This window comes from Flavobacterium sp. CFBP9031 (assembly GCF_034044945.1).
Taxonomy (GTDB): Bacteria; Bacteroidota; Bacteroidia; order Flavobacteriales; family Flavobacteriaceae; genus Flavobacterium.
Map to the genome: position 1 here is coordinate 19,121 of NZ_JAXCWF010000017.1, position 25,880 is coordinate 45,000.

General features: G+C 35.0%; 17 protein-coding genes. 12 read left to right on the plus strand and 5 right to left on the minus strand.

Translation table 11 applies throughout. From position 1 onward, the window contains the following. Window positions 1-94 precede the first annotated feature (94 nt). From SOM12_RS22445 to SOM12_RS22455, 3 genes are read left to right on the plus strand one after another with little or no spacing between them, the layout of a single operon-like run. On the plus strand, window positions 95-838 hold the full coding sequence (locus SOM12_RS22445) for a prolipoprotein diacylglyceryl transferase (RefSeq protein WP_095928474.1): 744 nt from the start codon (window positions 95-97) through the stop codon (window positions 836-838). Next, complete coding sequence (locus SOM12_RS22450) at window positions 828-2,219, plus strand: radical SAM protein (protein WP_320495576.1); 1,392 nt, start codon at window positions 828-830, stop codon at window positions 2,217-2,219. The genes SOM12_RS22445 and SOM12_RS22450 overlap by 11 nt, the downstream gene beginning before the upstream one ends. A 5-nt stretch (window positions 2,220-2,224) precedes the next feature. Then, window positions 2,225-2,422: a hypothetical protein gene (locus SOM12_RS22455; RefSeq protein ID WP_095928472.1), complete on the plus strand. Its 198-nt coding sequence runs from the start codon at window positions 2,225-2,227 to the stop codon at window positions 2,420-2,422. A 91-nt stretch (window positions 2,423-2,513) separates the two neighbouring features. Here SOM12_RS22455 and SOM12_RS22460 read toward each other — a convergent pair whose 3' ends face one another. From SOM12_RS22460 to SOM12_RS22480, 5 genes are all read right to left on the minus strand, one after another. Next, window positions 2,514-3,131, minus strand: coding sequence for an outer membrane beta-barrel protein (locus tag SOM12_RS22460; RefSeq protein WP_095928471.1), 618 nt, complete (start codon window positions 3,129-3,131; stop codon window positions 2,514-2,516). A gap of 214 nt (window positions 3,132-3,345) precedes the next feature. After that, window positions 3,346-4,680 carry a hypothetical protein gene (locus SOM12_RS22465; protein ID WP_320495577.1) on the minus strand — a complete coding sequence of 445 codons (1,335 nt, stop codon included), beginning with the start codon at window positions 4,678-4,680 and terminating at the stop codon, window positions 3,346-3,348. Window positions 4,681-4,774: 94 nt separating this feature from the next. Next, a complete protein-coding gene (gene lepA, locus SOM12_RS22470; protein ID WP_095928470.1) occupies window positions 4,775-6,571 on the minus strand; it encodes a translation elongation factor 4 in 1,797 nt (598 codons plus the stop codon). Between the two features lie 162 nt (window positions 6,572-6,733). Then, the gene (locus SOM12_RS22475; protein ID WP_095928469.1) at window positions 6,734-7,435 is read right to left on the minus strand and encodes an NUDIX hydrolase; all 702 of its coding nucleotides are present in this window, start codon (window positions 7,433-7,435) and stop codon (window positions 6,734-6,736) included. 35 nt (window positions 7,436-7,470) lie between these two features. Further along, on the minus strand, window positions 7,471-8,187 hold the full coding sequence (locus SOM12_RS22480; RefSeq protein WP_320495578.1) for an NUDIX hydrolase: 717 nt from the start codon (window positions 8,185-8,187) through the stop codon (window positions 7,471-7,473). 389 nt (window positions 8,188-8,576) lie between these two features. Here SOM12_RS22480 and SOM12_RS22485 point away from each other — a divergent pair, with 389 nt between their 5' ends. The 9 genes from SOM12_RS22485 (at window position 8,577) to SOM12_RS22525 (ending at window position 25,803) form a co-directional block, all read left to right on the plus strand. Beyond that, window positions 8,577-8,759, plus strand: coding sequence for a hypothetical protein (locus SOM12_RS22485; RefSeq protein ID WP_320495579.1), 183 nt, complete (start codon window positions 8,577-8,579; stop codon window positions 8,757-8,759). 40 nt (window positions 8,760-8,799) lie between these two features. Beyond that, the gene (locus tag SOM12_RS22490; protein WP_320495580.1) at window positions 8,800-11,889 is read left to right on the plus strand and encodes a TonB-dependent receptor; all 3,090 of its coding nucleotides are present in this window, start codon (window positions 8,800-8,802) and stop codon (window positions 11,887-11,889) included. Between the two features lie 12 nt (window positions 11,890-11,901). Further along, entirely contained in the window at window positions 11,902-13,482 is a 1,581-nt protein-coding gene (locus SOM12_RS22495; protein WP_320495581.1) for a RagB/SusD family nutrient uptake outer membrane protein, read from the plus strand. Window positions 13,483-13,500: 18 nt separating this feature from the next. After that, complete coding sequence (locus SOM12_RS22500; RefSeq protein ID WP_253251759.1) at window positions 13,501-14,370, plus strand: hypothetical protein; 870 nt, start codon at window positions 13,501-13,503, stop codon at window positions 14,368-14,370. 137 nt (window positions 14,371-14,507) lie between these two features. Next, on the plus strand, window positions 14,508-16,994 hold the full coding sequence (locus SOM12_RS22505; protein WP_095928464.1) for a glycoside hydrolase family 2 TIM barrel-domain containing protein: 2,487 nt from the start codon (window positions 14,508-14,510) through the stop codon (window positions 16,992-16,994). Window positions 16,995-17,122: 128 nt separating this feature from the next. After that, window positions 17,123-19,522, plus strand: coding sequence for an alpha-xylosidase (locus tag SOM12_RS22510; protein WP_320495582.1), 2,400 nt, complete (start codon window positions 17,123-17,125; stop codon window positions 19,520-19,522). Between the two features lie 260 nt (window positions 19,523-19,782). After that, complete coding sequence (locus SOM12_RS22515) at window positions 19,783-21,789, plus strand: glycoside hydrolase family 97 protein (protein WP_320495583.1); 2,007 nt, start codon at window positions 19,783-19,785, stop codon at window positions 21,787-21,789. A 96-nt stretch (window positions 21,790-21,885) separates the two neighbouring features. Continuing rightward, window positions 21,886-23,466, plus strand: coding sequence for a GH39 family glycosyl hydrolase (locus SOM12_RS22520; RefSeq protein ID WP_320495584.1), 1,581 nt, complete (start codon window positions 21,886-21,888; stop codon window positions 23,464-23,466). A gap of 99 nt (window positions 23,467-23,565) precedes the next feature. Then, a complete protein-coding gene (locus SOM12_RS22525; protein WP_095928521.1) occupies window positions 23,566-25,803 on the plus strand; it encodes a glycoside hydrolase family 3 C-terminal domain-containing protein in 2,238 nt (745 codons plus the stop codon). Window positions 25,804-25,880: the final 77 nt, after the last annotated feature.

Genomic DNA, 25,880 nt, shown 5'->3' on the forward strand with positions numbered 1-25,880 from the left:
CTAAACTAGAACAGCTTTTACTTTATAAGTCAAATGAATTTAAACATTTTTTTGCATCTTTACAGAATTATAGTATTAAATCTTAGCGTAAAAAATGAAGTTTCCTTTTGAGCCGGTTATTTTTGGTTATGAAATCAGTATCCATTTAGTTTTAGAATATCTGGCATTTTTTTTAGGATATCGTTATTATGTTTTTTTGAGAAAAAGAACCAATGATACTATTGTTTCTTCCAATAGATTATCTATTATATTGGGAGCTGCAATTGGAGCTTTTTTGGGTTCTAGAATTATGGGTTTTCTAGAAAATCCTGTTTTTCATCTTGATGCAAGATCAATTTTAGAACTCTTCAATGCGAAGACCATTATGGGAGGATTGTTTGGCGGACTTTTAGGCGTTGAAATTGCTAAGAAGATTATAGGAGAAAAAGAGTCATCGGGTGATTTATTTACCTTTCCGATTATTCTAGGAATTTTTATAGGAAGAATAGGCTGTTTTTTATCTGGAACCAATGAGTTTACATATGGAAAAGAAACAAACTTTTTTACTGGGATGAATCTTGGCGACAATATTATGAGGCATCCAATTGCCTTGTACGAATTAATTTTTCTGATCATTTTGTTTTTTGTTCTCAAGAAATTAAAAAGCAGAAATATAAAAAACGGACTTATATTTCAGTATTTTATGATTGCCTATTTTGCATTTCGCTTTTTTGTAGAATTTCTGAAACCCAATTATTTCCTGATTTTTGGAATAAGTTCGATTCAGATTTTATGTTTGATTTGTCTGCTCTATTATAACAAAACAATTTTAAATTTATTTGTAAAAAATGCCAGTTAGAAAATATACTTATTATGACTTTACATTAAGCCTTTGTCCAGAATGCTTAAAGAGAATTGATGCTAAAATTGTTTTTGAAGACGAGAATGTCTACATGCTTAAAAGATGTCCAGAACACGGGAGTTCTAAGGTTTTGATTGCTGACGATATTGAGTATTACAAGAATATCCGAAACTACAATAAACCATCTGAGATGCCGTATACTTTTAATACAAAAACGCATTATGGTTGTCCGTACGATTGTGGTTTGTGTCCAGATCATGAACAGCATTCTTGCCTCACAGTTGTTGAAGTTACAGATCGCTGCAATCTGACATGTCCGACTTGTTATGCCGGTTCATCACCTAGTTATGGTAGACACAGAACTCTCGAAGAAATAAAAGCAATGCTCGATACGGTTGTTAAAAACGAAAAAGAACCCGATGTAGTGCAGATTAGCGGAGGAGAACCAACCATACATCCTGAATTTTTTGAAATTTTGGATTATGCAAAATCAATTCCGATAAAGCATTTAATGCTAAACACAAACGGAATTAAAATTGCAAAAGACAAAGAATTCGTTCAGAGGCTAAAAAGCTATGCTCCAGATTTTGAAATCTATCTTCAGTTTGATTCTTTTGAAGATAGTGTATTGCAGGAATTGCGTGGAGCCGATTTAAGTGAAATAAGAAAACAGGCTTTAGAAAATCTAAATGAAGTTAATTTATCTACCACTTTGGTTGTTACGCTTCAAAAAGGATTAAACGATCATGAAATCGGTAAAATTGTTGAGTTTGCACTAAAGCAAAAATGCGTTCGAGGGGTTACATTTCAGCCGACTCAAATAGCGGGTAGATTGGAGAACTTTAACCTAGAAACCGATCGCATGACATTAACAGAAGTAAGAAGAAAAATCCTGGAGCAAACGACTGTTTTTAATTCAGATGATTTACTTCCTGTTCCCTGTAATCCTGATGCTTTAGTAATGGGTTATGCGTTGAAGTTAGGAGACGAAGTTTTCCCGTTAACGAGATATATTAATCCAAATGATTTATTGGACAATAGTAAAAACACCATTATTTATGAGCAGGACGAAGTGCTTCGAGGCAAAATGATAGATTTGTTTAGTACAGGAAATTCTGTAGAAGTAGCACAAGAAAACTTGAAATCGATATTATGCTGCCTTCCTAATATTGATGCACCAGAATTAGGATATGACAATCTGTTTAGAATTATTATCATGCAGTTTATTGATGCCTATAATTTTGATGTGAGAGCAATAAAAAAATCATGCGTACATATTGTCAATAAGGATAATAAAATAATTCCTTTTGAAACCATGAATTTGTTTTACAGAGACGATAAAGTAAAAAGATTAGAAGAATTAAGAACTAACATATAAAGAATATGACAGCACTAGAAGTAGGTAATTTAAGTGGTTTGGTCGCAATTTTTGTAGCGATTATGGTTGGCCCACCAATTTTAATGACCATTATCGGTTTTGCAGTTAAGAAAAATAGTCCCAATGGAGCAAAAGTTTGTTTTATTATTGGAGCATTATATTTAATTATTGGATTAGGAATATGCGGAACACTTCTGTCATAAGAAAAATCCAAAACCAATAGAATTACTTGGCAATAAAAAAAGCTGTTCCAAATTGAAACAGCTTTCCGATTGTTAAATCGCAAAAAAAAAATTAAAATCTATACAAAACTCCAAATTGAGGTTGATCGAAAATGTTTTCAAATAAATTGATATTTAATTGAAAAGTATCAGACGACGGACCATTTTCTGGAGAAACGCTATTGTAAGCCAAAACATTTGCAAGAACGAAAGTAACAGCAATGTTTTTGGTTACAAAGTAATTTAAACCAACATTAATATCAGCTGTTAAACTGTTGTCGGTATCGCTGCCCACTTGCGGTATATCAGTTTTGTTTCTTCCGTAACCCAAACCAACTTCAGCGTAAGTTTTAAAGCGTTTTTTGTCTAATTCTAAGAAATAGTAACGAGCAAAAGCACCAATCCCAAATACATTTGTTTCTACTTGAGTGGTTTCTACTTTGTTACTTGAGTAATTTAATTTAGCTCCAACAGCAAATTTATCATTTAACAAATAGCCAAACTTTGGGCTAAAGCCATAATAGTCTGCGTCTCCGCCGGTACTAATTTTGATAGATCCTTCTAAAAACATATCACCCTTTTGAAAAGTGACGCCTTTCGCAGAATTCATTTCTGCATCAACCTGGTCTTGTTGAGCGTTTGCAAAGCAGAATGCGAATAGTGCTAAAATAACAGAAAATTTGGTTTTCATAGTCTTGTAATGTTAAAGTTGTAAGATTAAAAATACATTTTCTGTCATGAAATGGCCTTGAGTTTACTCGAATGGGTTAAAAAAGGATTTTTAGAGTTAATATTTCAATGTTTTTGTAGGGAATGACTTTGTAATTTTGCTAACAAAAAGCCAACAAAAAACCCGACAACTTTCGTCATCGGGCTAGTCTATTGTCTGTATCAAATAGGTTTTCTTATCCGCCATTTACACCAAATTTTCTAAATGCTTGTACTGTTTGATAAATTCCAAAAGAAATAAATATTTTGCCGAACATAAAAAATAGAAAAGGTAAAAAGTAATTTTCAGAATCTTCAATTGGAGCTTTTAGAAAAGAGAATGGATTTAGAAATTTCAAATAATTGACTAAAAAAGTATCAATTTTTGGGATGCAATTGATATCAGTAACATAATATGAATATGAGATGATGTAAAAAATGTAAAAAAGATAACTCCATTGAAAAATAAAAAAAAGTCCTTTTGTCCAATCTAACCCAAAATTATTGGATTCTTCATTAAAATATAAAATTAGAGCATCCTTCCTGTTTAGATTGTTTTTGTCTACTTCGCTCTTATATGCTTTTAGTTCATAGGCTTTAAATCTTAGATAATCAATTTGATTATGAGAACTAGCTAATTCCCTCTTTATTATTCTAAGCGTTTTTCTATCACAATTATAAAATTGATTGATTTGAATTCCGTCGAACCAAACTGTTTTTTCGAAAATACTTCTTTCAATTTTAATGATATCAAAATTAGATTCTTGAAAGGAAACTTTATCTGAGAATGTTGTATCTTCAAGTCTAAGTGAATGAACATGATAGTTATTGAATTTTGTTAATTTTAAAAAGTTACACGACTCAAAATTTAGAAATGATAAGTTTGAATTTGAGTAACTTATAAAATTGGTAAGACTTGAAAAAGTACATTCTCGAAATTGCGCGTTATTGTAAAGAGAATCGCATCTAAATTCGTTGGAAAAATTACAATTATAAAACACTATTTGGTCTAGTGAAATAGAATCAAAATAAAATCCATCATTAAAATTAACACTACTTATATCAAAAGATGCACCTTTTATAAATTGAACATTTTTTAGCCAAAATATAGAATTGAAATTACAATTATAGATATTGAAGTTTCCTTTTTTGAAAATATTTGGCTTAATGTTGGGAAAAGCAAATTCATCATTTGTAAACTCTAAAACATTAATATTTGATTTACTTATGTGAAATTTATCGCAATTAAAAGTGTTAGATATAAATGAAAGATCATCAAAGGAGCTTTCTATAAATACGTTTGATTCAAATAAACACTTTTCAAATCTAAATCGGTGTATGCATTCTTTTTTGTGATTATTAAAATGTATGTTTTTTCCTTTGAACTCTAGGTTTGAAAAAGTAATAAATAAGTCGACTTTTTCTAAATCAATATTTAAAGGAGTGCTACTTTCTACGATAAAACTAGAAATTGTATTCTCGACATTTGAGTAAAGCATTGTTTGAAATTCTTCACCACTAATTACTTCCATAAATACTTTTTAATCAAAAATAAACAAAAAACCCAACAACTTTCGTCATTGGGTTCTATCTTAATACTTAGTACTAAAATCTTAATACTAAAGTCTAATCATTCAATTTCAAAACAGCCATAAATGCTTCTTGCGGAATCTCTACGTTTCCTACTTGACGCATACGTTTCTTACCTTTTTTCTGTTTTTCAAGCAATTTACGCTTACGCGAAATATCTCCACCATAACATTTTGCAGTAACGTCTTTACGAAGTGCTTTAATCGTTTCACGAGCGATAATTTTGGCTCCAATTGCCGCTTGAATTGGAATGTCGAATTGCTGTCTTGGGATAAGCTCACGCAATTTCTCGGTCATTTTTTTACCAATGTTGTAAGCGTTGTCTTCGTGGATCAATGCAGAAAGTGCATCAACTGTCTGAGCATTCAAAAGAACGTCCAATTTAACTAATTTTGAAGTTCTCATTCCGATAGGAGAGTAATCGAAAGAAGCATAACCTTTAGAAACCGTTTTTAAACGATCGTAAAAATCGAATACAATTTCTGCCAAAGGCATATCAAAATTCAATTCAACACGTTCTGTTGTTAAATAAGTTTGATTGGTAATTAAACCACGCTTTTCGATACATAAACTCATTACGTTTCCAACAAAGTCAGATTTTGTAATGATAGTAGCTTTAATATATGGTTCTTCAACTCTGTCCAGTTTTGAAGGCTCTGGTAAATCTGAAGGATTGTTTACAATTAATGCTGTTTCAGGATGTTTTTTGGTGTAAGCCAAATACGAAACGTTAGGAACCGTTGTAATTACAGTCATGTCGAACTCACGCTCTAAACGTTCCTGGATAATTTCCATGTGAAGCATTCCTAAGAATCCGCAACGGAAACCAAATCCTAATGCCGCAGAACTTTCAGGAGTAAAAACTAATGAAGCGTCATTCAATTGTAATTTTTCCATTGAAGAACGTAAATCTTCGTAATCTTCTGTGTCAACAGGATAAATACCAGCAAATACCATTGGTTTTACATCCTCAAAACCAGTAATCATATTGGTAGTTGGTACTTTTGCATCTGTAATCGTATCACCAACTTTTACTTCACGAGCTTCTTTAATTCCAGAAATCAAATAACCAACATCTCCTGCCGAAACTACATTTTTAGGAACCTGATTTAATTTTAAAGTTCCAATTTCGTCAGCAAAATATTCGTTATCTGTAGCCATGAATTTAATTTTCTGGCCTTTTTTGATTTCACCATTTACAACTCTAAAGATTACCTCAATTCCGCGGAACGGATTATAAACCGAGTCAAAAATTAAAGCTTGTAATGGTTCTTCTGGATTTCCTTTTGGAGCAGGAATTTTTTCGATAATAGCGGCAAGAATGTTCTCAACACCAAAACCAGTTTTTCCAGATGCGTGAATAATATCTTCTAATTTACATCCTAATAAATCGATAATATCATCACTAACTTCTTCTGGATTAGCACTTGGCAAATCGACTTTGTTTAAAACTGGGATAATTTCTAAGTCGTTTTCAAGAGCTAAGTATAAGTTTGAAATCGTTTGTGCTTGAATACTTTGAGCAGCATCAACAATCAAAAGCGCACCTTCGCAGGCAGCGATTGATCTTGAAACTTCGTATGAAAAGTCAACGTGCCCAGGAGTATCAATTAAGTTTAAGATATATTCTTCACCCTTGTATTTGTATTCCATCTGGATGGCATGACTCTTAATGGTAATTCCACGCTCGCGCTCCAGATCCATGTTGTCAAGCAATTGTGCTTTTTCTTCACGAGCTGTAACGGTTTGTGTTGCGCCTAGTAATCTGTCTGCCAATGTACTTTTACCGTGGTCAATGTGTGCAATAATGCAAAAGTTACGTATCTTCTTCATTTTATATATCAGTTCTCTATAACGAGTTTTAGTATTTTTTGGGTGTAAAACAGCCTAAAGCAATTGCTTTAAAGCATGTTATTAAGGCGCAAAGATAGCGCAAAGTTTTGGATTCTGGAATCTTGATGTTGGATAGTTGATTGGAAAGAATCAAAAATGATATTAAAATTCAAAATTGAATCCTTTTTCTGTTAATTTCTTATACATTTCGGGGTCAAATTTATAAAGTTTGGCCGCTCTGTGCGAAACGTCTTTTTGCTTTTCATCCAATGCTGTCAGCAGTTTCATATGAAGCACTTTTCGTCTAAAATTAGATTTATCCAATTCGATTCCAAGAATTTCTTCGTACAAATGCATTAATTGCAATAAAGTAAATTTTTCTGGAAGAAGGTTAAAACCAATTGGAGCCTGACGAACTCTATTTCGCAATTGCAATAAACTGAAATCAAGAATTTCGTTATGGTCAAAAATCAGCTCAGGAATTTCGTTTATTTTGAACCACTTTGCTTCAAAAACCTTTAAACTGGCTTTAATATTATAATCTTCTCTATTGACCAAAGTATAATAACCAATGGTAACCACACGTCTTTCCAGAACACGCTGCGGATTTGTAAAGGCTTTTAATTGTTCCAAATAGATGTTTTCGAGACCAGTAAGTTCTTGTAAAATTCGTTGGGCAGCATTATCTGCACTTTCGTCTATTTGAAGCCATCCGCCAAGAAGTCCCCATTTGCCTTTACTTTCTCCTTCTGCATGCTGCACCAAGAGCACTTCGAGACTCTCTTTGTTAAATCCGAAGAAAACACAGTCAATCGTGATTCCGTCTACTGCTGGTTTGTGTTGGTTAGTAGTTATTTCAGTCAATTTGTTGTTGTGGTGTTAGTATTGTGTATTGAAAATTAGAATTCAAAATTGAATCCTTTTTCAGTGAGTTTTTCATAGATTTCTGGATCAAACTTGTACAGTTGAGCTGCTCTGTGCGATACATCCTGCTGCTTTTCGTCTAATGCAACCAGCAGTTTCATATGAAGAATTTTTCTTCTAAAGTTGGGTTTGTCCATTTCGATTCCTAAAATTTCTCCATACAAATGCATCAATTGTAATAAAGTGAATTTTTCGGGTAATAGATTAAAGCCAATCGGTGTTTGGCGCACTTTATTTCTAAGATGTTTTATGCTGTAATCAAGAATTTCGTTGTGGTCATAAATCAAATCTGGAATTTCATTGATTTTATACCATTTCGCATCAGAAGCTGTGAAACCTGCTTTAATGTTATAATCTTCTCTTTTTACAAGTGCATAATACCCAATCGTAATAACGCGTCGGAGCGGAAAACGATCTGGATCTCCAAATGCTTTCAATTGTTCCAGATAAATATTGTCAAGACCCGTAAGCTCATTCAATAACCGATGAGCGGCATTGTCGGTGCTTTCTTTTTTATAAATCCATCCACCCGGAAGTCCCCATTTCCCTTTACTGATACCTTCGGCGTGTTGTACCAAAAGTACTTCAAGACTGCCTTTGTCAAATCCAAAAATGACACAGTCAATCGTGATGGCATTCATCGCACTGTTTTCATTTTTTAGAGCAGTTTTGTCGTCTACATTTTCAACCATATATGAGATAAATTTTGACAAATTAAATAAATAAAATCATTAGTAACCTTTTTGAAAGCCTTATATTTTTTTTAACGAAACAAAATTTTGATAATCAGTCGTTTAAGAATGTGCTAAAAAAGCGTTCTTTTTAAATTAATTCTTAAACGACTGATTGTCAATTTTATAAAACGTTGATTTTTTTATATTTTTTATTTCAATTCTCGTTCAGATTTTACAACATTAATAAAAATGGATTAGGATTAATTAGAATCGAAAAAAAATAACCCTAATATTTTGTTAATATAGAAAATTTGTTTTACACTTGTAGTCAAATTTACCATAAGATAAATTCAAATTGACTATAAGTAAAAAAGAACAAAACTACACTTAACTTAAACTTACCACAAATGTTTTTTTTAGAAATTGATTTAAATCGCTTTTTGATGAGATTACCATCATCAGATTTTGCCCAAAGAATCGATTTTAAAGTTGTTTATAGTCTGCAAGTACTAAATGTTGGAAAAGAGATTCAGGCCCTCTTTTTTGGCATGACCTGCTTGGGAAGTTTTTCCGGATTTCTCCTAGGGTAAAAAAACACTAACTATAACTTAAACTTAATCAATTCTTATTATGAAAAGCAAAAATTGTATTAAAACAACAAAGCTTCCATATTTTATGGCGGTGCTGCTTAGCGTATTTATGATGCAGTTTGGATTTGCTCAAGAATCCAAAACTGTAAGTGGGACAATTACCTCTTCCGAAGACGGATTTGGCGTTCCAGGAGCAACTGTACAAGTACAGGGAACAAAATCGAGTACTGTTACCGATTTTGATGGAAAATATAAAGTGGAGGCTAAAACAGGAGATGTTTTGGTAATCACTTTTGTAGGTTTCAAATCGCAGAATATCACGGTTGGAACTCAAAAAGTTATCAATGTCATTTTGAATCCAGAAACTTCAGAACTTAAAGAAATTGTAGTAATCGGTTACGGCACTCAAAAGAAGAAAGTAAATACTGCGGCAACTTCTTTGGTGTCTGGAAAAGACATTCAGCAGGTTGCGAGTCTTGATGTTGTAAATGCTTTACAAGGTCAAGCTTCTGGGGTTTCGGTAACTTCATCTTCTGGACAGCCAGGTGCGAATATGGTGGTAAATATTCGTGGAGCAGGTACAGCAGGAAACAGTGATCCGCTTTATGTGGTTGATGGTGTAGTAGTGGATAACGGAATTGGATACCTTGATCCTTCGGTAATTGAAAGGGTTGACGTTTTGAAAGATGCTTCTGCAGCTTCTATCTACGGAGCAAGAGCCGCAAACGGAGTTATCTTGGTTACAACAAAAAAAGGAAAAGATGGTAAAATGAATGTGTCTTTCAGTTCTTATACAGGTTTTCAGCAGATTGCTAAAAAACTGGATTTGATGAATACACAAGAGTATACAACAATAATGAATGAGGCTCGTGTAAATTCTGGATATGCGCCATTATATACTAAAGAGCAAATTGCTGCATTTCCTGATCATGATTGGCAGAAAGATTTATTTAACGAAGGCGCAATGAAACAAAATCACTCTCTTTTGATTACGGGTGGTGACGAAAAATCTACCATTGCAACTGGTTTGTCTTACTACGGACAAGAAGGTATGATTGGAGGATCTACTAACCAATCTCAATACGATCGTGTTACTTTTTCAGTAAACTCGACTTCTGAAGTTATTAAAGGATATTTGAAAATTGGTGAAAACTTCACTTTATCAAACATCAAGTCTAGTGGTGTTGCAGATGATGGTATCTACAGCAACGCAATTAGAGCTTTCTTAAATGCAGCTCCAATTGATCAGGCTTATGACGAAAATGGAGATTTTGCACGTTCTATTATTTCTCAAGATATTAGTAACCCAGTTGGATCTTTATACTATAACAACTTTAATCAGACTAAAACAAATCGTTATGTAGGTAACATTTTTGCGGAATTAAAATTTGCAAAAAACTTTACTTTCAGAACTAGTTATGGTGTTGATATGACAGATAGCAATTACCGTTCTTTCAGACCAGTTTATTCGCTTTCTTCAAATGATAATAATACAGTTTCTAGCGTAACTCAAAGCGCAACAAAATCGTTAGGATGGATTTTTGAAAACACACTTCAATACAAATTTAACATTGCTGATTCTCATAATTTTGATGTGTTAGTGGGTACTTCTGCTAAAAAGAATACTTCTGATTATATGGAAGGGCAAGGAAGAAACTTAATTTTTGATGATTTCGAGCACGCTTATTTAGATAATGCAAAAGATCCGACATCAAATGTGGTAAAAGGAAATCGTAAAGATTATGCGATTCAGTCTTACTTCGGACGTTTATTGTATGATTACAACAATAAATACTTATTCTCTGCAACAGTTCGTCGTGACGGTTCATCAGAATTTGGTCCAGATAACAAATATGCTATTTTCCCATCGTTCTCTGCAGGATGGAATTTAGATAAAGAAGCTTTCTTCAAAGAAAATAAAGTTTTAAATACATTCAAATTAAGAGCAAGCTGGGGACAAAATGGTAACGACCAATTTGCTAGAAGATTTGCTTATATGTCAACTGTAAATTCTACAGATAAAACATATCATTTTGGAACTGGTGACGAAACCCTTTTAGTAGGTTCAAGCCCAGACCAATTAGCAAACCGTAACTTAAAATGGGAAACTTCTGAGCAGTTAGATTTAGGTTTTGATGCTACTTTGTTCACCAACTTTACTTTAACTTTTGATTACTATGACAAGAAAACCAAAGATTGGTTAGTATTGGCCTCTATCCCAACTTATGCTGGAGCAACTGCACCTTACATTAATGGTGGAGACGTAAGCAATAAAGGTTTTGAAATTGGTTTATCTTACCGTACACGTTTTGGAAAAGACTGGAATTTTGCTATCAATGCAAACCTTTCTCGTAACCAAAATGAAGTGTTGAAAATTGCTAACAACGAAGGAATCATTCATGGAGAATCAAACGTATTATTCCAAGGTTTAGACGAGATGAACCGTGTTGAGGTTGGAAAACCAATGGGCTATTTCTACGGATTAAAAACAGACGGAATTTTCCAAAATGCTACTGAAGTTGCAGCAGGTGTTCAGCCAAATGCACAGCCAGGAGACGTTCGTTTCGTAGACTTAAACGGTGACGGAAAAATCGATGCAAACGATAAAACTCAAATTGGTGATCCAAATCCAGATATTAATTACGGGGTTAACTTAGAATTATCATACAAAGCTTTTGATTTCTCTATTAATACTTACGGTATCGCTGGAGGACAAAACGTTTTTGGAGTTCACGATTATACTCGTGCGTACACAAACAACACAACAGAGGTGTTAGGAAGATGGACAACTGAAGGAACTTCTAACAGAATTCCGAGAGTTACATACGGAACAGATGATAATGGTAACTATACTAAATTCTCTGATTTGTATATTCAGGACTCAGATTTCTTCAGAATTAAAAATGCTACAATCGGATGTGATTTAACAAAGCTGACAACAAAACTTAGTTTCTTCAGCAAATTCAGATTGTATGTTGCAGGAAATAACATTTATACATTCACAAAGTACAAAGGAATGGATCCAGAAATTGGTTTCGGAAACGTAAATCAGTCTTGGGCTAAAGGTATTGATGTTGGATATTATCCTCAGCCAAGAACCTATTTAATGGGTCTGAATGTTAACTTTTAATTTTTGAAAACGATGAAAACATATATAAAATTATTTGCTCTTTCAAGCTTACTTGTTTTAGGCTCTTGCTCGGAAGATTTTTTAGAAAACGAACCATATACAGATAAAGTAACGGAGAATTTCTATAAAACTCCATCTGATGCTTTTGAAGGTTTAGTAGCAGTTTATGACGTATTGCAAAGAGAAGCTTATGGTACACAATTGATCGTAAGTGAGCAGGCATCTGACAACTGTTTTGGAGGATTCGGTATTGCAGATCCAACAGTAGATTTGCAATGGGACCGCTTTCAATATACTACAGATAAAGATATGAACGCTCTAACATGGACAAACTCTTATCTTGGTATTTACAGAGCTAACGTTTTATTAGAAAACTTAGACAAAGTAAACTGGGGATCTAATACCGCTTTGAAAACACGTTACGAAGCAGAAGCTCGTTTCTTAAGAGCACACTTTCATTTCCAAGCGGCAAAAATGTTTGGAGATATTGTTCCGCTAGACCATACAGTAACCACAAGCGAATTTGAATTGCCAAGACAAGCTCCAGAAGTTACTTATGCTTTAATTGCAAACGATTTAAAATTTGCAGCAGACAACTTAGGTCCTGAAAATTACTCGCAAGCAGGAAATGCAAACTACGGACGTATTACAAAATGGGCAGCAGAAGCGTATTTGGCTAGAACATTTTTGTTTTACACAGGAGCTTATAGCAAAACAGATTTAGCAGGTGTAGTTACCAAAGCACAAGCTGTAACATATATCAATGATGCTGTAAATAACAGTGGCCACGGACTAGTTGCCGATTTTGCTAATCTTTGGTTAGCCGCTTCTTTCGAAAACTTTGCTGGAGAAGATAATACAGAAATGGTTTGGGCTGTTCGTTTTAACGGTTCAGGAAAAGGAAATTGGGATCTTCATGAAGGAAACCGTTTCCAAGTAAATATTGCACCACGTGGAGGTTCAATTGGAAAATATGCAACAGGATGGGGAGGAGCAACAGTGAATCCAAAATTGGTTCAAGCATATGAATCTGGCGATAGTAGAAAAGCAGCATCATTTATTGATTATGTTGGTGAAGGTTTAAATTTTGATCCACAAGCTAGAGAACAACGTCAATACACAGGATATTCTTGGAAAAAATACTGTCCAATTACTAATGCGGCAGGAACAGCAGTTGTTGAAGCAAATGGAGGAAACTTCCAAATTGATAACTATCAGGATTATGCTATTATTCGTTTTGCCGATGTTTTATTAATGGCTGCCGAATTAAATTTGGAAGGAAATGCAGCTTTAGCACAAGCAGATTTAGACCGAGTTCGTGATCGTGCTTTCAAGAGTACTACGCATAGAATTCCTGTAACTAAAGCGGTTATTATGGAAGAGCGTCGTTTAGAATTGGCATTAGAAGGATTACGTTATTTTGATTTAATCAGACAAGGTATGCCAGCAATGAAATCCGCTATTGATAACACGACTGGAGATTCTCAATTTGCAGTTACTTTTAGACCAGAAACTCTAGGTTGGTTCGCATTGCCACAGTCGCAAATAGTACTTTCAAATGGTACTATTCAACAAAATCCAGGTTGGAATTAACATTTAAACAAATTGATTATGAAACGTATATTATATATAATATTAGCGGCTGTAACTATCAGTTCGTTTTTATTTTCTTGTGAAGCAACTGAGGATCGTGAAAGCCTTCCGGCAGTAACGCTTACGCCAGAAACACTTGAGTTCTCGATAACTCAAAATGCAGCAAAAAAGAATGAAGTAGTTTTAAAGAATGATGATCCAACTGTAATTCCATTTTGGAGATATGTTGACGGAAACGGAAATGAACTTGGGCATTCTAACAAAAGTGACGATAAAGTAAATTTCCCTTTTGCAGGAAAGTATACTATTTACTACACAGCATTTGTTAGAGGTGGATCTGTAGAAGCTGCGCCAGTAACTGTAGACGTTCCAGAGAATGATGATGCTTTCTTTAGTGATCCAAGATGGGAAAAATTGACCAACGGACAAGCTGGAAAAACTTGGGTTTTGTATATGACTGCTCCATTGGAATTTATTGGAAACACTCCTAGTTATGTAAACAGAGAAGTAAGTGGACCAGGTTGGTGGCCAAATCTATCTGATATTTCTTGGGCTGGTCTAGAAAATAAAGATTGGGGAGAAATTACATTTGATCTTAATGGAGGTTATAATGTTTCAGTAACACAAACCAACCCAACTTTAGGAAACACACAAAAAACAACCAAAGTAGGAACATTCAATTTTAGTCTTACAACTGGCGAAACAAATGATAGAATTTCGTTTAACGGAGGAACAGAAATGCTTCATCCAAATGAACCAAGTTACTTTAGTCCATCATTTAGTTTTACCAATGTAAAAATTGTTGAACTTACCGATACAAGTTTATGTTTTATAGCTATTAGAGCAGATAATGATTATTTGATCTATCATTTAGTTCCAAAATCATAAGTTAGTTAGTTTTGAAGTCTCAGTTTTAAATACATTTATAATGTGCTTTAAGACTGAGACTTAAATTATTTTGGGTAGGAATAAATGAAATCGATTTTTATTTCTATCTTCAAATTCCAAAAAACAAAAAAGTACCCATGCATATTATTAAAAACATAAAAAACATAAGTTTATGGGCAGTTGCAGCCGGAGTTCTTTTCTTGAATTCTTGTGCAAAAAAAGAAGATGCATTTGTAAACCGAAAAGTTTCTTTTAATGCAGATTGGAGTTTTCATCTTAATGACAGTATTGCTGATAAAGACACTATTGGAACTTCGACAAAATGGAGAACTTTAGACGTCCCTCACGATTGGAGCATCGAAGGAAAATTTGATGAAAAAAGTCCTGGCGGTTATGGTGGAGGATCTCTAAATGGCGGTTTGGGCTGGTACAAAAAAACATTCAAAGTAGCTGCAGAAAACAGCACAAAAATTACTTCAATCACTTTTGACGGTGTTTACAGAAACAGCGAAGTCTGGATAAACGGTCATTATTTAGGAAAACGTCCAAACGGATATATTGGTTTTCAATATGACATGTCACCTTATTTAAATTACGGAGACAAAAACAACGAAATCATTGTTAAGGTTGACAATTCAAAACAACCCAATTCACGCTGGTATTCGGGTTCAGGAATTTTTAGAAATGTCTGGATCGAAACCACAGATAAACTTCATGTGGGACAATGGGGAACGTATATTACAACTCCAAAAGTTACGGCCGAAAAAGCTTCTGTAAGTATTGAAACGACAATTAAAAATCAATATGCAGCAAGTAAAAAAGCAACGGTAACAACCACTATTTTTAAAGAAGACAAAAAAGTAACATCCGTTACTCAAGATATAACAATCAACGCCAACGAAAACCAAACGCTGAATCAATCGACAGAAGTTGAAAATCCGATTTTATGGTCAGATGAAAACCCAGAACTATACACAGCAGTTACCGAAATTTCGCTTGACGATAAAATCATCGATCAATACAAAACCACTTTCGGAATCAGAGATTTTAAATTCGATTTGAACAAAGGTTTTATTTTGAATGGAAAACAAGTCAAAATAAAAGGGGTTTGTATGCATCATGATTTAGGACCGTTGGGGTCTGCGATCAACACGCGTGCCATCGAACGTCAGTTGGAGATTTTGAAAGAAATGGGCGTAAACGGAATCAGAACTTCTCATAATCCGCCTGCTACAGAACTTTTAGAACTTTGCGATAAAATGGGTTTCATTGTCATGGATGAAGCTTTTGATATGTGGAAGCAAACGAAAACCAAATACGATTACGGAAACGATTGGGACAAATGGCACAAACAAGATCTAATCGATCAATTGTTGCGCGACCGAAATCATGCGAGTATTTTTATGTGGAGTATCGGAAATGAAATTCCAGAACAATGGAGTGAGACGGGTGTTGAAATTGCTAAAGAATTGGCAGCAATTACGCGTCAATACGATAAAACACGTCCGTTGACTGCAGGAATGAATCCGCCAGTAAACATGAATATTGATGCCGTGACTTTACAATTTGAGAAAAAAGAGGTATCGATTAATCCGCTTGCAGGATCTGGAGTTTTAGATTTAATCGGATACAATTATGCACATCAAACATTCGAACATCATTTGAAGAACTTCCCAAATACTCCTTTCATTGCAACTGAAACCACTTCAGGTTTACAGACAAGAGGATATTACGATGCCGTTTCAGATACTATCAAAAAATGGCCAGTAAGATGGGATCTTAAATTTACAGAAGGAAACCCTGGAAATACTGTTTCAGCTTACGATCAGGTGCAAACGCCTTGGGGATCTACGCATGAAGCGACTTGGAAAATTATTAAAAAACATGATTTCTTGGCAGGAATGTACGTTTGGACAGGTTTCGATTATATTGGAGAACCAACACCTTACGAATGGCCATCGGTAAGTTCCTATTTCGGAATTGTTGATTTAGCCGGTTTCCCGAAAGACGTGTATTATATGTACCAAAGCGAATGGACAGACAAAACGGTTTTGCACATTTTTCCGCATTGGAACTGGAAACCAGGACAAACTGTTGATGTTTGGGCATACTACAATAAAGCCGATGAGGTTGAACTTTTTGTAAACGGAAAATCAGTTGGAAAAAGAAGTAAAAAAGGAGACGATTTACACGTAATGTGGAGAATTCCTTTTGAAGCTGGAACTTTAAAAGCCATTTCTCGTAAAGACGGAAAAGTGGTTTTAGAAAAAGAAATTAAAACCGCTGGAAATCCATCTCAATTGAAACTGACTGCGGATAGAAGTACCATTAAAGCAGATAAAAACGATTTATCATTTATTACAGTTGATATTTTAGATGATAAAGGAACGATTGCACCAAATGCGAATAACGAAATTAATTTCTCTTTAAAAGGAAATGGAAAAATCGTTGGGGTTTGTAGCGGAGATCCAGTTAGCCACGAATCGTATAAAGGAAATAAACACACCGCTTTGGCTGGAAAATGTTTGGTTATTGTACAATCTGGCGATCAATCTGGAAGATTAGAATTAACCGCAAAAGCGAATGGCTTAAAACAAGCTACAATTGTAATTACAACAGAATAAGAAGTCAAGTTCCTGCAAGGTTTTCAAAACCTTGTAGGTATATATAATATTTTAAATAAGTAAAAAAAGTAAAGACCTACAAGGTTTTGAAAACCTTGTAGGAGAACTAACATCTACATTATTAACCAATGAAAAACTCAAAACTAACCGCATTATTTTCTGCTCTTATGTTTGGATTTTTGGCAGTTCCAAATGCTAATGCTCAAATCCAAAATGCAGATGTATTAAATGCTCCAATAGATATAAGTAAAGATTTTCAGAACTATCTGAATACTTTTTATTTCGCAGACGAATTGGCTTCTTTTGATCCCGCAACGGGAAAAGGAACCATCAAATATTTGAGATACAATTATAAAACACGTCAGGCTTTCAACAACATGATGATGAAACCAGATGTGGAAAAAGCAAACGAATTTCCAACAACAGAATATGCAGAATCTCCTGTTTTGCCATTCGAAATTCAGTTTGTTTCAGATCGAACAGTTCGTATCAAAACAACTTCTGGCCCGCAATTTCATCCGCAGAAGGAATCTCTAATGCTGATTGACGGCGTTGCACCAAATCACCCAGAATTATGGAAATATGCTAAAATTGAAGGTGGTCACAGTTATACAAGCAAACACGGAAGAGTTGAAATCTTGACAAAACCTTGGCACGTAAAAATCTACGATGAAAAAGGAAAACTGCTGACAAGCACACTTCACGATACTGATTTTAAAAACACATACACACCAACGCTTCCGTTTTCTTACGTTCGCAGAAATAGTGATTATTCAAGAAGTATGGGCGCGGCGTTCAGTTTAGAACCAGACGAAAAAATATTTGGTTGCGGTGAATCATTCACACAATTCAACAAACGAGGACAAAAAGTAGTTTTATGGACGGATGACGCTAACGGAATCCAAAATGAAACGATGTACAAACCGATTCCGTTTTACATGAGCAGCCGTGGTTACGGAGTTTTCATGCATCATTCAACGCCAATTACAGTGGACTTTGGAAAGTATTTTTCAAGTGCCAACGAAATGTACATTGGAGACGACGAAGCCGATTTGTTTTTCTTCATCGGAGAACCAAAAGAGATATTAGATCAATACACTAATTTGACAGGAAAGGCTGCAATGCCACCGCTTTGGTCTTTCGGTTTTTGGATGAGTAGAATCACTTATTTCTCTGAAAAAGAAGGACGCGAAGTAGCAAAAGATTTGCGTAAATATAAAATCCCAACAGATGTTATTCACTTTGATACAGGCTGGTTTGATGTAGATTGGAGAAACAACTATGAGTTTGCAAAATCTCGTTTCCCAGACGCTACAAAAATGATGTCCGATTTAAAGAAAGACGGTTTCCAGGTTTGTTTATGGCAATTGCCTTATTTCACGCCAAAGAATACTTTGTTTCCTGAAATCATGGATAAAAACTTAGCAGTAAGAGACAGAAAAGGAAACCTTCCTTATGAGGATGCAGTTTTAGATTTCTCAAATCCAGAAACGGTAACTTGGTATCAAGCAAAGTTGAAAAAATTATTTGATGAAGGAGTTGCGGTTTTCAAAGTAGATTTTGGAGAAGCGGCACCGCCAGACGGAATTTACCATTCGGGAAGAACTGGTTTCTACGAGCACAACTTATATCCATTACGATACAATAAAGCAGTTGCAGAAATCACTCAAAAAGAAAAAGGATATACTTTAATCTGGGCAAGAAGTACTTGGGCAGGAAGTCAGCGTTATCCTTTACATTGGGGAGGAGATTCTGAAACCACAAACGGAGCAATGTCTGCAGAATTACGCGGTGGACTTTCTTTAGGTCTTAGCGGATTCAGTTTCTGGAGTCATGATGTTGGAGGTTTCGCAACTAAATCTCCAGAGAATATTTACAGAAGATGGACACCATTCGGAATGTTGACTTCGCACGTAAGAAGCCACGGAGAACCGCCTCGCGAACCTTGGTTGTACAGCAAAGATTTCTTGGAAGGATTTAGAAAAGCAGATAATATGCGTTACGAATTAATGCCATACATCTACGCTCAGGCAAAAGAAAGTTCTCAAAAAGGACTTCCAATGATGCGTGCTTTATTTGTAGAATATCCAAACGATCCGGGAGCTTGGTTAGTAGATAATCAGTATTTATTTGGTTCAAGTATGTTGGTGGCACCGCTTTTTGAAGAAGTTGAAGAAAGAGATGTTTACCTTCCTGAAGGAACTTGGATTGATTATCAAACTAAAAAAGTTTACCAATCAGGATGGCATAAAATCAAAGCTGGTGAAATTCCAATTATTGTTTTGGTTAAAGACGGAACAGCAATTCCACACATTGGTTTAGCGCAGTCTACAAAAGATATGGATTGGAGCAAACTGACATTAAAAGTTTATGCAAGCGACAAAACTACTTCGGCGACAGCCAAAGTATTTTTACCAGAAGGCAATGCCGTACAAGAAATAAGAGTGAACAAAAACGGAAACAATTTTGACGTAGCTTCAAATCCGTTAAACGGAAAAACCACTTTTAAAACAGAGTGGGCAAAATAAAAAAGTTAGCCACGAATTACACGAATTTGCACAGATTTAATTCGTGGAAATTGGTGCAATTCGTGGCAAAAAAATAGCCACAGATTGCACAGATTAAAGAGATTATTACTCTCGCAGATTTAGCAGATCATGCAGATTTTTTTTAATTTTTAAAAATCAGCTCACTCAAGCGATAGCGAACAGGCGAAGCAATCTGCCAAATCTGCGAGAGAAAAATAAAAATCCTTTAAGTCTGCGGCAAAAAAAATAATTCAAAAAACATGAAAAACTATCTAATTCTCCCAGCCGTTTTGTTTTCAGTAGCAATTGGCTACAGTCAGAAAAACAAAAACGCTTACGAACTGGCATCGCCAAACGGAAAAAACAAAATCAAATTTGAGCTCGTAAAAAATGCTCCAAAATATGCAGTTTCTCACGGAAAAACAGAAGTGATTTCTCCGTCTGATATGGGATTTTTGCTAAAAGGAAATGAAGATTTAAGCTCAAATTTTGAAATCAAAGGTGCCAAAACTTCGACTTTTGACGAAACTTGGGAACAAGTTTGGGGAGAAAAGAAAAACATCAGAAACAATTACAATCAGCTTGTAGTTGATTTACAGCAAAAAACAGGAAACAAAAGAAAATTACAAATTCAATTTCGTGCTTTCGATGACGGAGTTGCATTTAGATATGTGTATCCAAAGCAAAATGTAAAAGACAGTATTTTTATCACGGATGAAAAAACAACTTTTAACTTAAAAGAAGACGGAAAAGCATGGTGGATTCCAGCAAACAGAGAAAACCGCGACGAATATCTTTTCAAAGATGCACCGGTAAGTACTTTGGACACCGTTTTAACTCCACTAACAATTGAAAGTAAAAGCGGATTGGCTTTAAGTTTTCACGAAGCAAATCTAATTGATTTTGCAAGTATGACTTTGGTAAACACAAAAGGGACCGAATTAAAATCGGATTTAGTGCCGTGGCCTGACGGAGTAAAAGTTCGCGTAAAAGATACGTTTACTTCATCTTGGAGAACACTTCAAATTGGAGAAAATCCAGGAGAATTGATTACTTCTTATTTGGTTCTAAACCTAAACGAACCAAACAAATTAAAAAATACAGCAAGTTATTTCAAACCTTATAAATATTTAGGAATTTGGTGGGGAATGCACATCGGGAAATATACTTTCTGGGAAAGCGACAAACAAGGTGCAACAACCAAAAATGCGGAAACGTATATTGATTTTACAGCAAAAGAAGGTTTCAACCATTTATTAATCGAAGGTTGGAACAAAGGTTGGACACCAGGTTGGTATGAAAACCGTATGCACATGTTCAGTTTCACGAAAAGCGCTGACAATTTCGACCTTGAAAAAGTAGTGGAATACGGAAAGAAAAAGAACATCGAATTAATCGGATACCACGAAACAGGTTCGAACTTAATTAACTACTTAAAAGAAGTTGATGAAGGTTTTGCTTTATACAAGAAACTAGGAATTCACACGGTAAAAATTGGTCACGTAGGTTCAAAATTAAATATGAAACAAATGCACTTCGGACAGTTTGGAGTAAATTATTTCAGATACATTTTAGAAAAAGCAGCACAATATGATTTAGCAGTTTTATACCACGAATCAATAAAAGATACGGGAGAAAGAAGGACTTTTCCAAACATGGTTTCGAGAGAAGCAGCACGCGGACAAGAATATAACGCTTGGAGCGAAGGAAATCCGCCAAACCATTTAAGTATTATTCCGTTTACAAGATTGCTTTCTGGACCAATGGATTTTACACCTGGAATTTTTGATGTTGAGGTAAAACAAGGTTATCCTGGAAAAAGAATTCAAGGAACAGTTGGACAGCAATTGGCATTGTATGTAACAATTTATTCTCCAATTCAAATGCTGGCCGATCTTCCAGAAAATTACGAAGGAAAACCAGCTTTACAATTCTTAAAAGATGTGCCGACCGATTGGGAAGACACTAAAATCTTAGAAGGAAAAATTGGCGAATATATCACAACGGCAAGAAAAGACAGAAACAGCGCTGATTGGTATTTAGGAACTTTGACCAATGAAAAACCTAGAAATGTAGAGGTTTCATTATCATTCTTAGATCCAAATGCAACTTACGAAGCACAGATTTATGTAGATGTTGAAGGAACAGATCAAACACATAATCCAGAAGCAGTAGCAATTTCTAAGAAAACAGTAAAAGCTTCAGATAAATTACAATTGAAATTAGGCGGAGCTGGCGGTGGAGCAGTAAGATTTAAAAAGCTATAATTATTAATTTCCCAAACCCGACAGGTTTTTAAAACCTGTCGGGTTTACTAAACGCAACGATTTTGTTCCAGTGATCAAATAAATATTTATTATCAAATGAAAAAAATTTCAGCAATACTATTTATTTCATTAATTCTAAACAACAGCATTTTGTTTGGACAAAACAATAATGCTGAAAATCGAATCATAAAAGTAGATTTCAATAAAACTGCTGGAAAATTAAACACCATGTTTAAAGAATGCATCGGCGCAGGAAGAGCAAACGAAGGACTACGTGCAGATTGGCAGCAGCAATTGGCATTGGTAAAAAAAGAATGCGATTTTAAATACATTCGTTTTCATGGTTTATTGTCTGATGATATGGCTGTTTATCGCGAAGACGAAAAAGGAAATCCAGAATACAATTACCAATATGTTGATGTTTTATTCGATTATATTGTGAGTTTGAAAATGAAACCGTTTGTAGAATTAGGTTTTATGCCTAATGCATTGGCAAGTGGAAAAGAAACGATTTTTTGGTGGAAAGGAAACGTAACGCCTCCAAAAGATTATAAAAAATGGGAAGATTTAGTTAGAAATTTAACCCAGCATTTTAAAGAACGTTACGGAGATGAAGAAGTAAAAACTTGGTATTTTGAAGTTTGGAACGAACCGAATTTATCCCCAGGTTTTTGGACAGGAACGCAGGTAGATTATTTTAAATTATACGATTACGCAACTCGTGGCGTAAAAGCCGTGAATCCTGCATACAAAGTTGGCGGCCCAGCAACAGCAGGAGCAGCATGGGTTCCGGAAACAATTGATTTTTGTGCAAAAAATAATGTTCCAATGGATTTTGTTTCGACTCATACTTACGGAGTAAAACATGGATATCTGGACGAATTTGGAACTTCGGGAACTATCTTAAGTCAGGATGAATTCGGCGTAAGCGGCGATATTTTAAATTCGAGAAAACAAATTGCAGCTTCAGCAAAACCAAATTTGGAATTGCATTATACGGAATGGAGCACATCGTATACACCAGCAGATCCAATTCACGACAGTTATCATTCTGCAGCGTATATTTTGCAGAAAATAAAACAAGTTGGAAACGCTGCAAACTCGATGTCATATTGGGTTTTTACTGATATTTTTGAAGAACCAGGACCAAGATTTACCCCTTTTCACGGCGGTTTCGGATTATTGAATACGCAGGGAATTAAAAAGCCAGCTTATTTCTCTTATTATTTAATGAATAAATTGGGAGAAACGGAACTTCAAAATTCAGATAAAGCTTCTTGGGCTTCTAAAAATGAAAAAGGTGATGTTCAGGTTTTATTATGGGATTTTACCAATACACATCCCGGCGACAAAGAATTGAATCAAACCTATTACATAAAAGACCTTCCATCAAAAGAAAAAGGAAAAATAAAAGTGGAGATTGATGGAATGCAGAAAGGAAAATATCTTTTAGAAATTTATAAAGTGGGTTACAAAGTAAATGACGCTTACGCGGATTATCTGGCAATGAATAAACCGAGTCAGTTAACAAGAGAGCAGGTAAATTCCATAAAAGAAAAAAATAACGGTGCACCACTTTCAACAGAAAAAATTACAATTGACGGAAAAGGCACTTTCGGCAGAGAATTCAAAATCAACGAAAATGATGTTGTAATGCTGAATTTGATCAAACAATAATTTAGAGAAAACCACAAACATAAAAAATAGTATTAACGTTATTTAAAGATGATGCGTGAGGAATCAAAAATCTTTAAATCAAAAAACACCGAACTATCTATGAAAAACAAAATGATATTCCTTTCATCAGCTCTACTTTTTGCATTCTTTACTTCATGTAAAAATGATGCCCAAACAACAGCTTCAAATTCGGCACAAACCGAAGAATACGTTGGAAAAGAAATAAGCACAGATCATGATGCCGAAATCGACAAGTTGATTTCGCAAATGACATTAGAAGAAAAAATCGGAATGCTTCACGGGAACAGTATGTTTGCTAACGCAGGCGTAAAACGTTTAGGAATTCCAGAATTAAAAATGGCAGACGGTCCGTTGGGAGTTCGTGAAGAAATCTCACGCGACAATTGGGCTCCAGCAGGATGGACAAACGATTTCGCGACTTATTATCCTGCAGGTGGTGCTTTGGCAGCAACTTGGAACACAGAAATGGCACATACTTTCGGAACCAGTTTAGGAGAAGAATTACGTGCAAGAGACAAAGATATGTTGCTTTCGCCAGCCATCAATATGGTAAGAACGCCGCTTGGAGGAAGAACATACGAATACATGTCTGAAGATCCGTTTTTGAATAAAAAAATTGCAGTGCCTTTGGTTGTTGGTTTACAAGAAAAAGATGTAATGGCGTGCGTAAAACACTACGCGGCAAACAATCAGGAAACAAATCGTGATTTTGTAGATGTGCAAATTGATGAGCGTACACTTCGCGAAATTTATCTTCCGGCTTTTGAAGCTACTGTAAAAGAAGCAAAAGCATACAGTATTATGGGAGCTTACAATAAATTTAGAGGCGAATATTTATGTGAGAATGATTATATGCTGAATAAAATCCTTCGTGACGAATGGGGATTTAAAGGTATTGTAGTTTCTGACTGGGCTGCGGTGCATTCTACAGCAAAAGCATTGAAAAATGGTTTAGATATTGAAATGGGAACACCAAAACCTTTCAACGAATTTTTCTTAGCCGATAAATTAATCGCAGCAGTTAAATCTGGAGAAGTTTCTGAGAAAGAAATTGATTTGCACGTAAAACGTATTTTAAGAGTTTTATTCCAAGTGAAAGCAATGGGCGGAGGCGAGCGTGCAAAAGGAAGCATCGCAACCGAAGCACATTACCAAGACGCATACAAAATTGCCGCTGAAGCAATTGTATTGTTGAAAAACGAAAACAATGCATTGCCTTTAAAACTAGACGGAGTAAAATCTATTGCTGTAATTGGAAACAATGCAACAAAGAAAAATGCTCTTGGCGGATTTGGAGCAGGAGTAAAAACAAAAAGAGAAGTTACACCTCTTGAAGGTCTTAAAAACAGACTTCCTTCATCAATCAAAATCAATTACGCAGAAGGATATTTAGAGCGTTACGATGAGAAAAACAAAGGGAACTTAGGAAATATTACGGCTAATGGTCCAGTTACAATTGATGCTTTAGATCCTGCAAAAGTTCAGGAAGCAGTTGATGCAGCTAAAAATTCAGATGTTGCCATCATTTTTGCGGGTTCAAACCGTGATTATGAAACAGAAGCTTCTGACCGTAGAGATTTACACTTGCCTTTTGGACAAGAAGAATTAATTAGAAAAGTGACAGCTGCAAACCCTAAAACTATTGTCGTAATGATTGCTGGGGCTCCTTTTGATATTAATGAAGTTAGCCAGAAATCTTCTGCTTTAGTTTGGAGCTGGTTCAACGGTTCTGAAGGTGGAAATGCTTTGGCTGATGTTATTTTAGGAAAAGTAAATCCGTCAGGAAAATTACCTTGGACAATGCCTAAACAATTGAAAGATTCTCCTGCGCATGCTACAAACAGTTTCCCTGGAGACAAAGCGGTAAATTATGCTGAAGGAATTTTAATTGGATACCGTTGGTTTGATACAAAAAATGTTGCACCATTATATCCTTTCGGTTACGGATTATCATACACAACTTTCGCGCTTGATAATGCAAAAGCAAATAAAGATTCGTACGCTCAAAACGACGTAATTGAAGTTACAGTTGACGTTAAAAACACAGGAAAAATAGACGGAAAAGAAGTAGTTCAATTGTATACTTCAAAATCTGATTCTAAAATCACTCGTGCAGCGCAAGAATTAAAAGGATTCAAAAAAGCGGATGTAAAAGCTGGAAGTTCAGAAAAAGTGACGATCAAAGTGCCGGTAAAAGAATTGGCTTACTACGATGTTGCTGCTAAAAAATGGACAGTGGAACCTGGAAAATATACTATCAAATTGGGAACTTCTTCAAGAGATATTAAAAAAGAAATTCAGGTAACAGTTAAATAAATTGTTATTGCTATAAAATAACCAAACCACCAACGCCAGCCCATTAAGCTGGCGTTGATTTTAAAAACTTATATTTA

Coding starts and splice junctions, on each gene's coding strand:
- SOM12_RS22490 (WP_320495580.1), top strand. CDS start 8,800: ATGAAAAGCAAAAATTGTATTAAAACAACAAAGCTTCCATATTTTATG.
- SOM12_RS22450 (WP_320495576.1), top strand. CDS start 828: ATGCCAGTTAGAAAATATACTTATTATGACTTTACATTAAGCCTTTGT.
- SOM12_RS22485 (WP_320495579.1), top strand. CDS start 8,577: ATGTTTTTTTTAGAAATTGATTTAAATCGCTTTTTGATGAGATTACCA.
- SOM12_RS22480 (WP_320495578.1), bottom strand. CDS start 8,187: ATGGTTGAAAATGTAGACGACAAAACTGCTCTAAAAAATGAAAACAGT.
- SOM12_RS22460 (WP_095928471.1), bottom strand. CDS start 3,131: ATGAAAACCAAATTTTCTGTTATTTTAGCACTATTCGCATTCTGCTTT.
- SOM12_RS22510 (WP_320495582.1), top strand. CDS start 17,123: ATGAAAAACTCAAAACTAACCGCATTATTTTCTGCTCTTATGTTTGGA.
- SOM12_RS22505 (WP_095928464.1), top strand. CDS start 14,508: ATGCATATTATTAAAAACATAAAAAACATAAGTTTATGGGCAGTTGCA.
- SOM12_RS22525 (WP_095928521.1), top strand. CDS start 23,566: ATGAAAAACAAAATGATATTCCTTTCATCAGCTCTACTTTTTGCATTC.
- SOM12_RS22500 (WP_253251759.1), top strand. CDS start 13,501: ATGAAACGTATATTATATATAATATTAGCGGCTGTAACTATCAGTTCG.
- SOM12_RS22465 (WP_320495577.1), bottom strand. CDS start 4,680: ATGGAAGTAATTAGTGGTGAAGAATTTCAAACAATGCTTTACTCAAAT.
- SOM12_RS22495 (WP_320495581.1), top strand. CDS start 11,902: ATGAAAACATATATAAAATTATTTGCTCTTTCAAGCTTACTTGTTTTA.
- SOM12_RS22455 (WP_095928472.1), top strand. CDS start 2,225: ATGACAGCACTAGAAGTAGGTAATTTAAGTGGTTTGGTCGCAATTTTT.
- SOM12_RS22445 (WP_095928474.1), top strand. CDS start 95: ATGAAGTTTCCTTTTGAGCCGGTTATTTTTGGTTATGAAATCAGTATC.
- lepA (WP_095928470.1), bottom strand. CDS start 6,571: ATGAAGAAGATACGTAACTTTTGCATTATTGCACACATTGACCACGGT.
- SOM12_RS22520 (WP_320495584.1), top strand. CDS start 21,886: ATGAAAAAAATTTCAGCAATACTATTTATTTCATTAATTCTAAACAAC.
- SOM12_RS22515 (WP_320495583.1), top strand. CDS start 19,783: ATGAAAAACTATCTAATTCTCCCAGCCGTTTTGTTTTCAGTAGCAATT.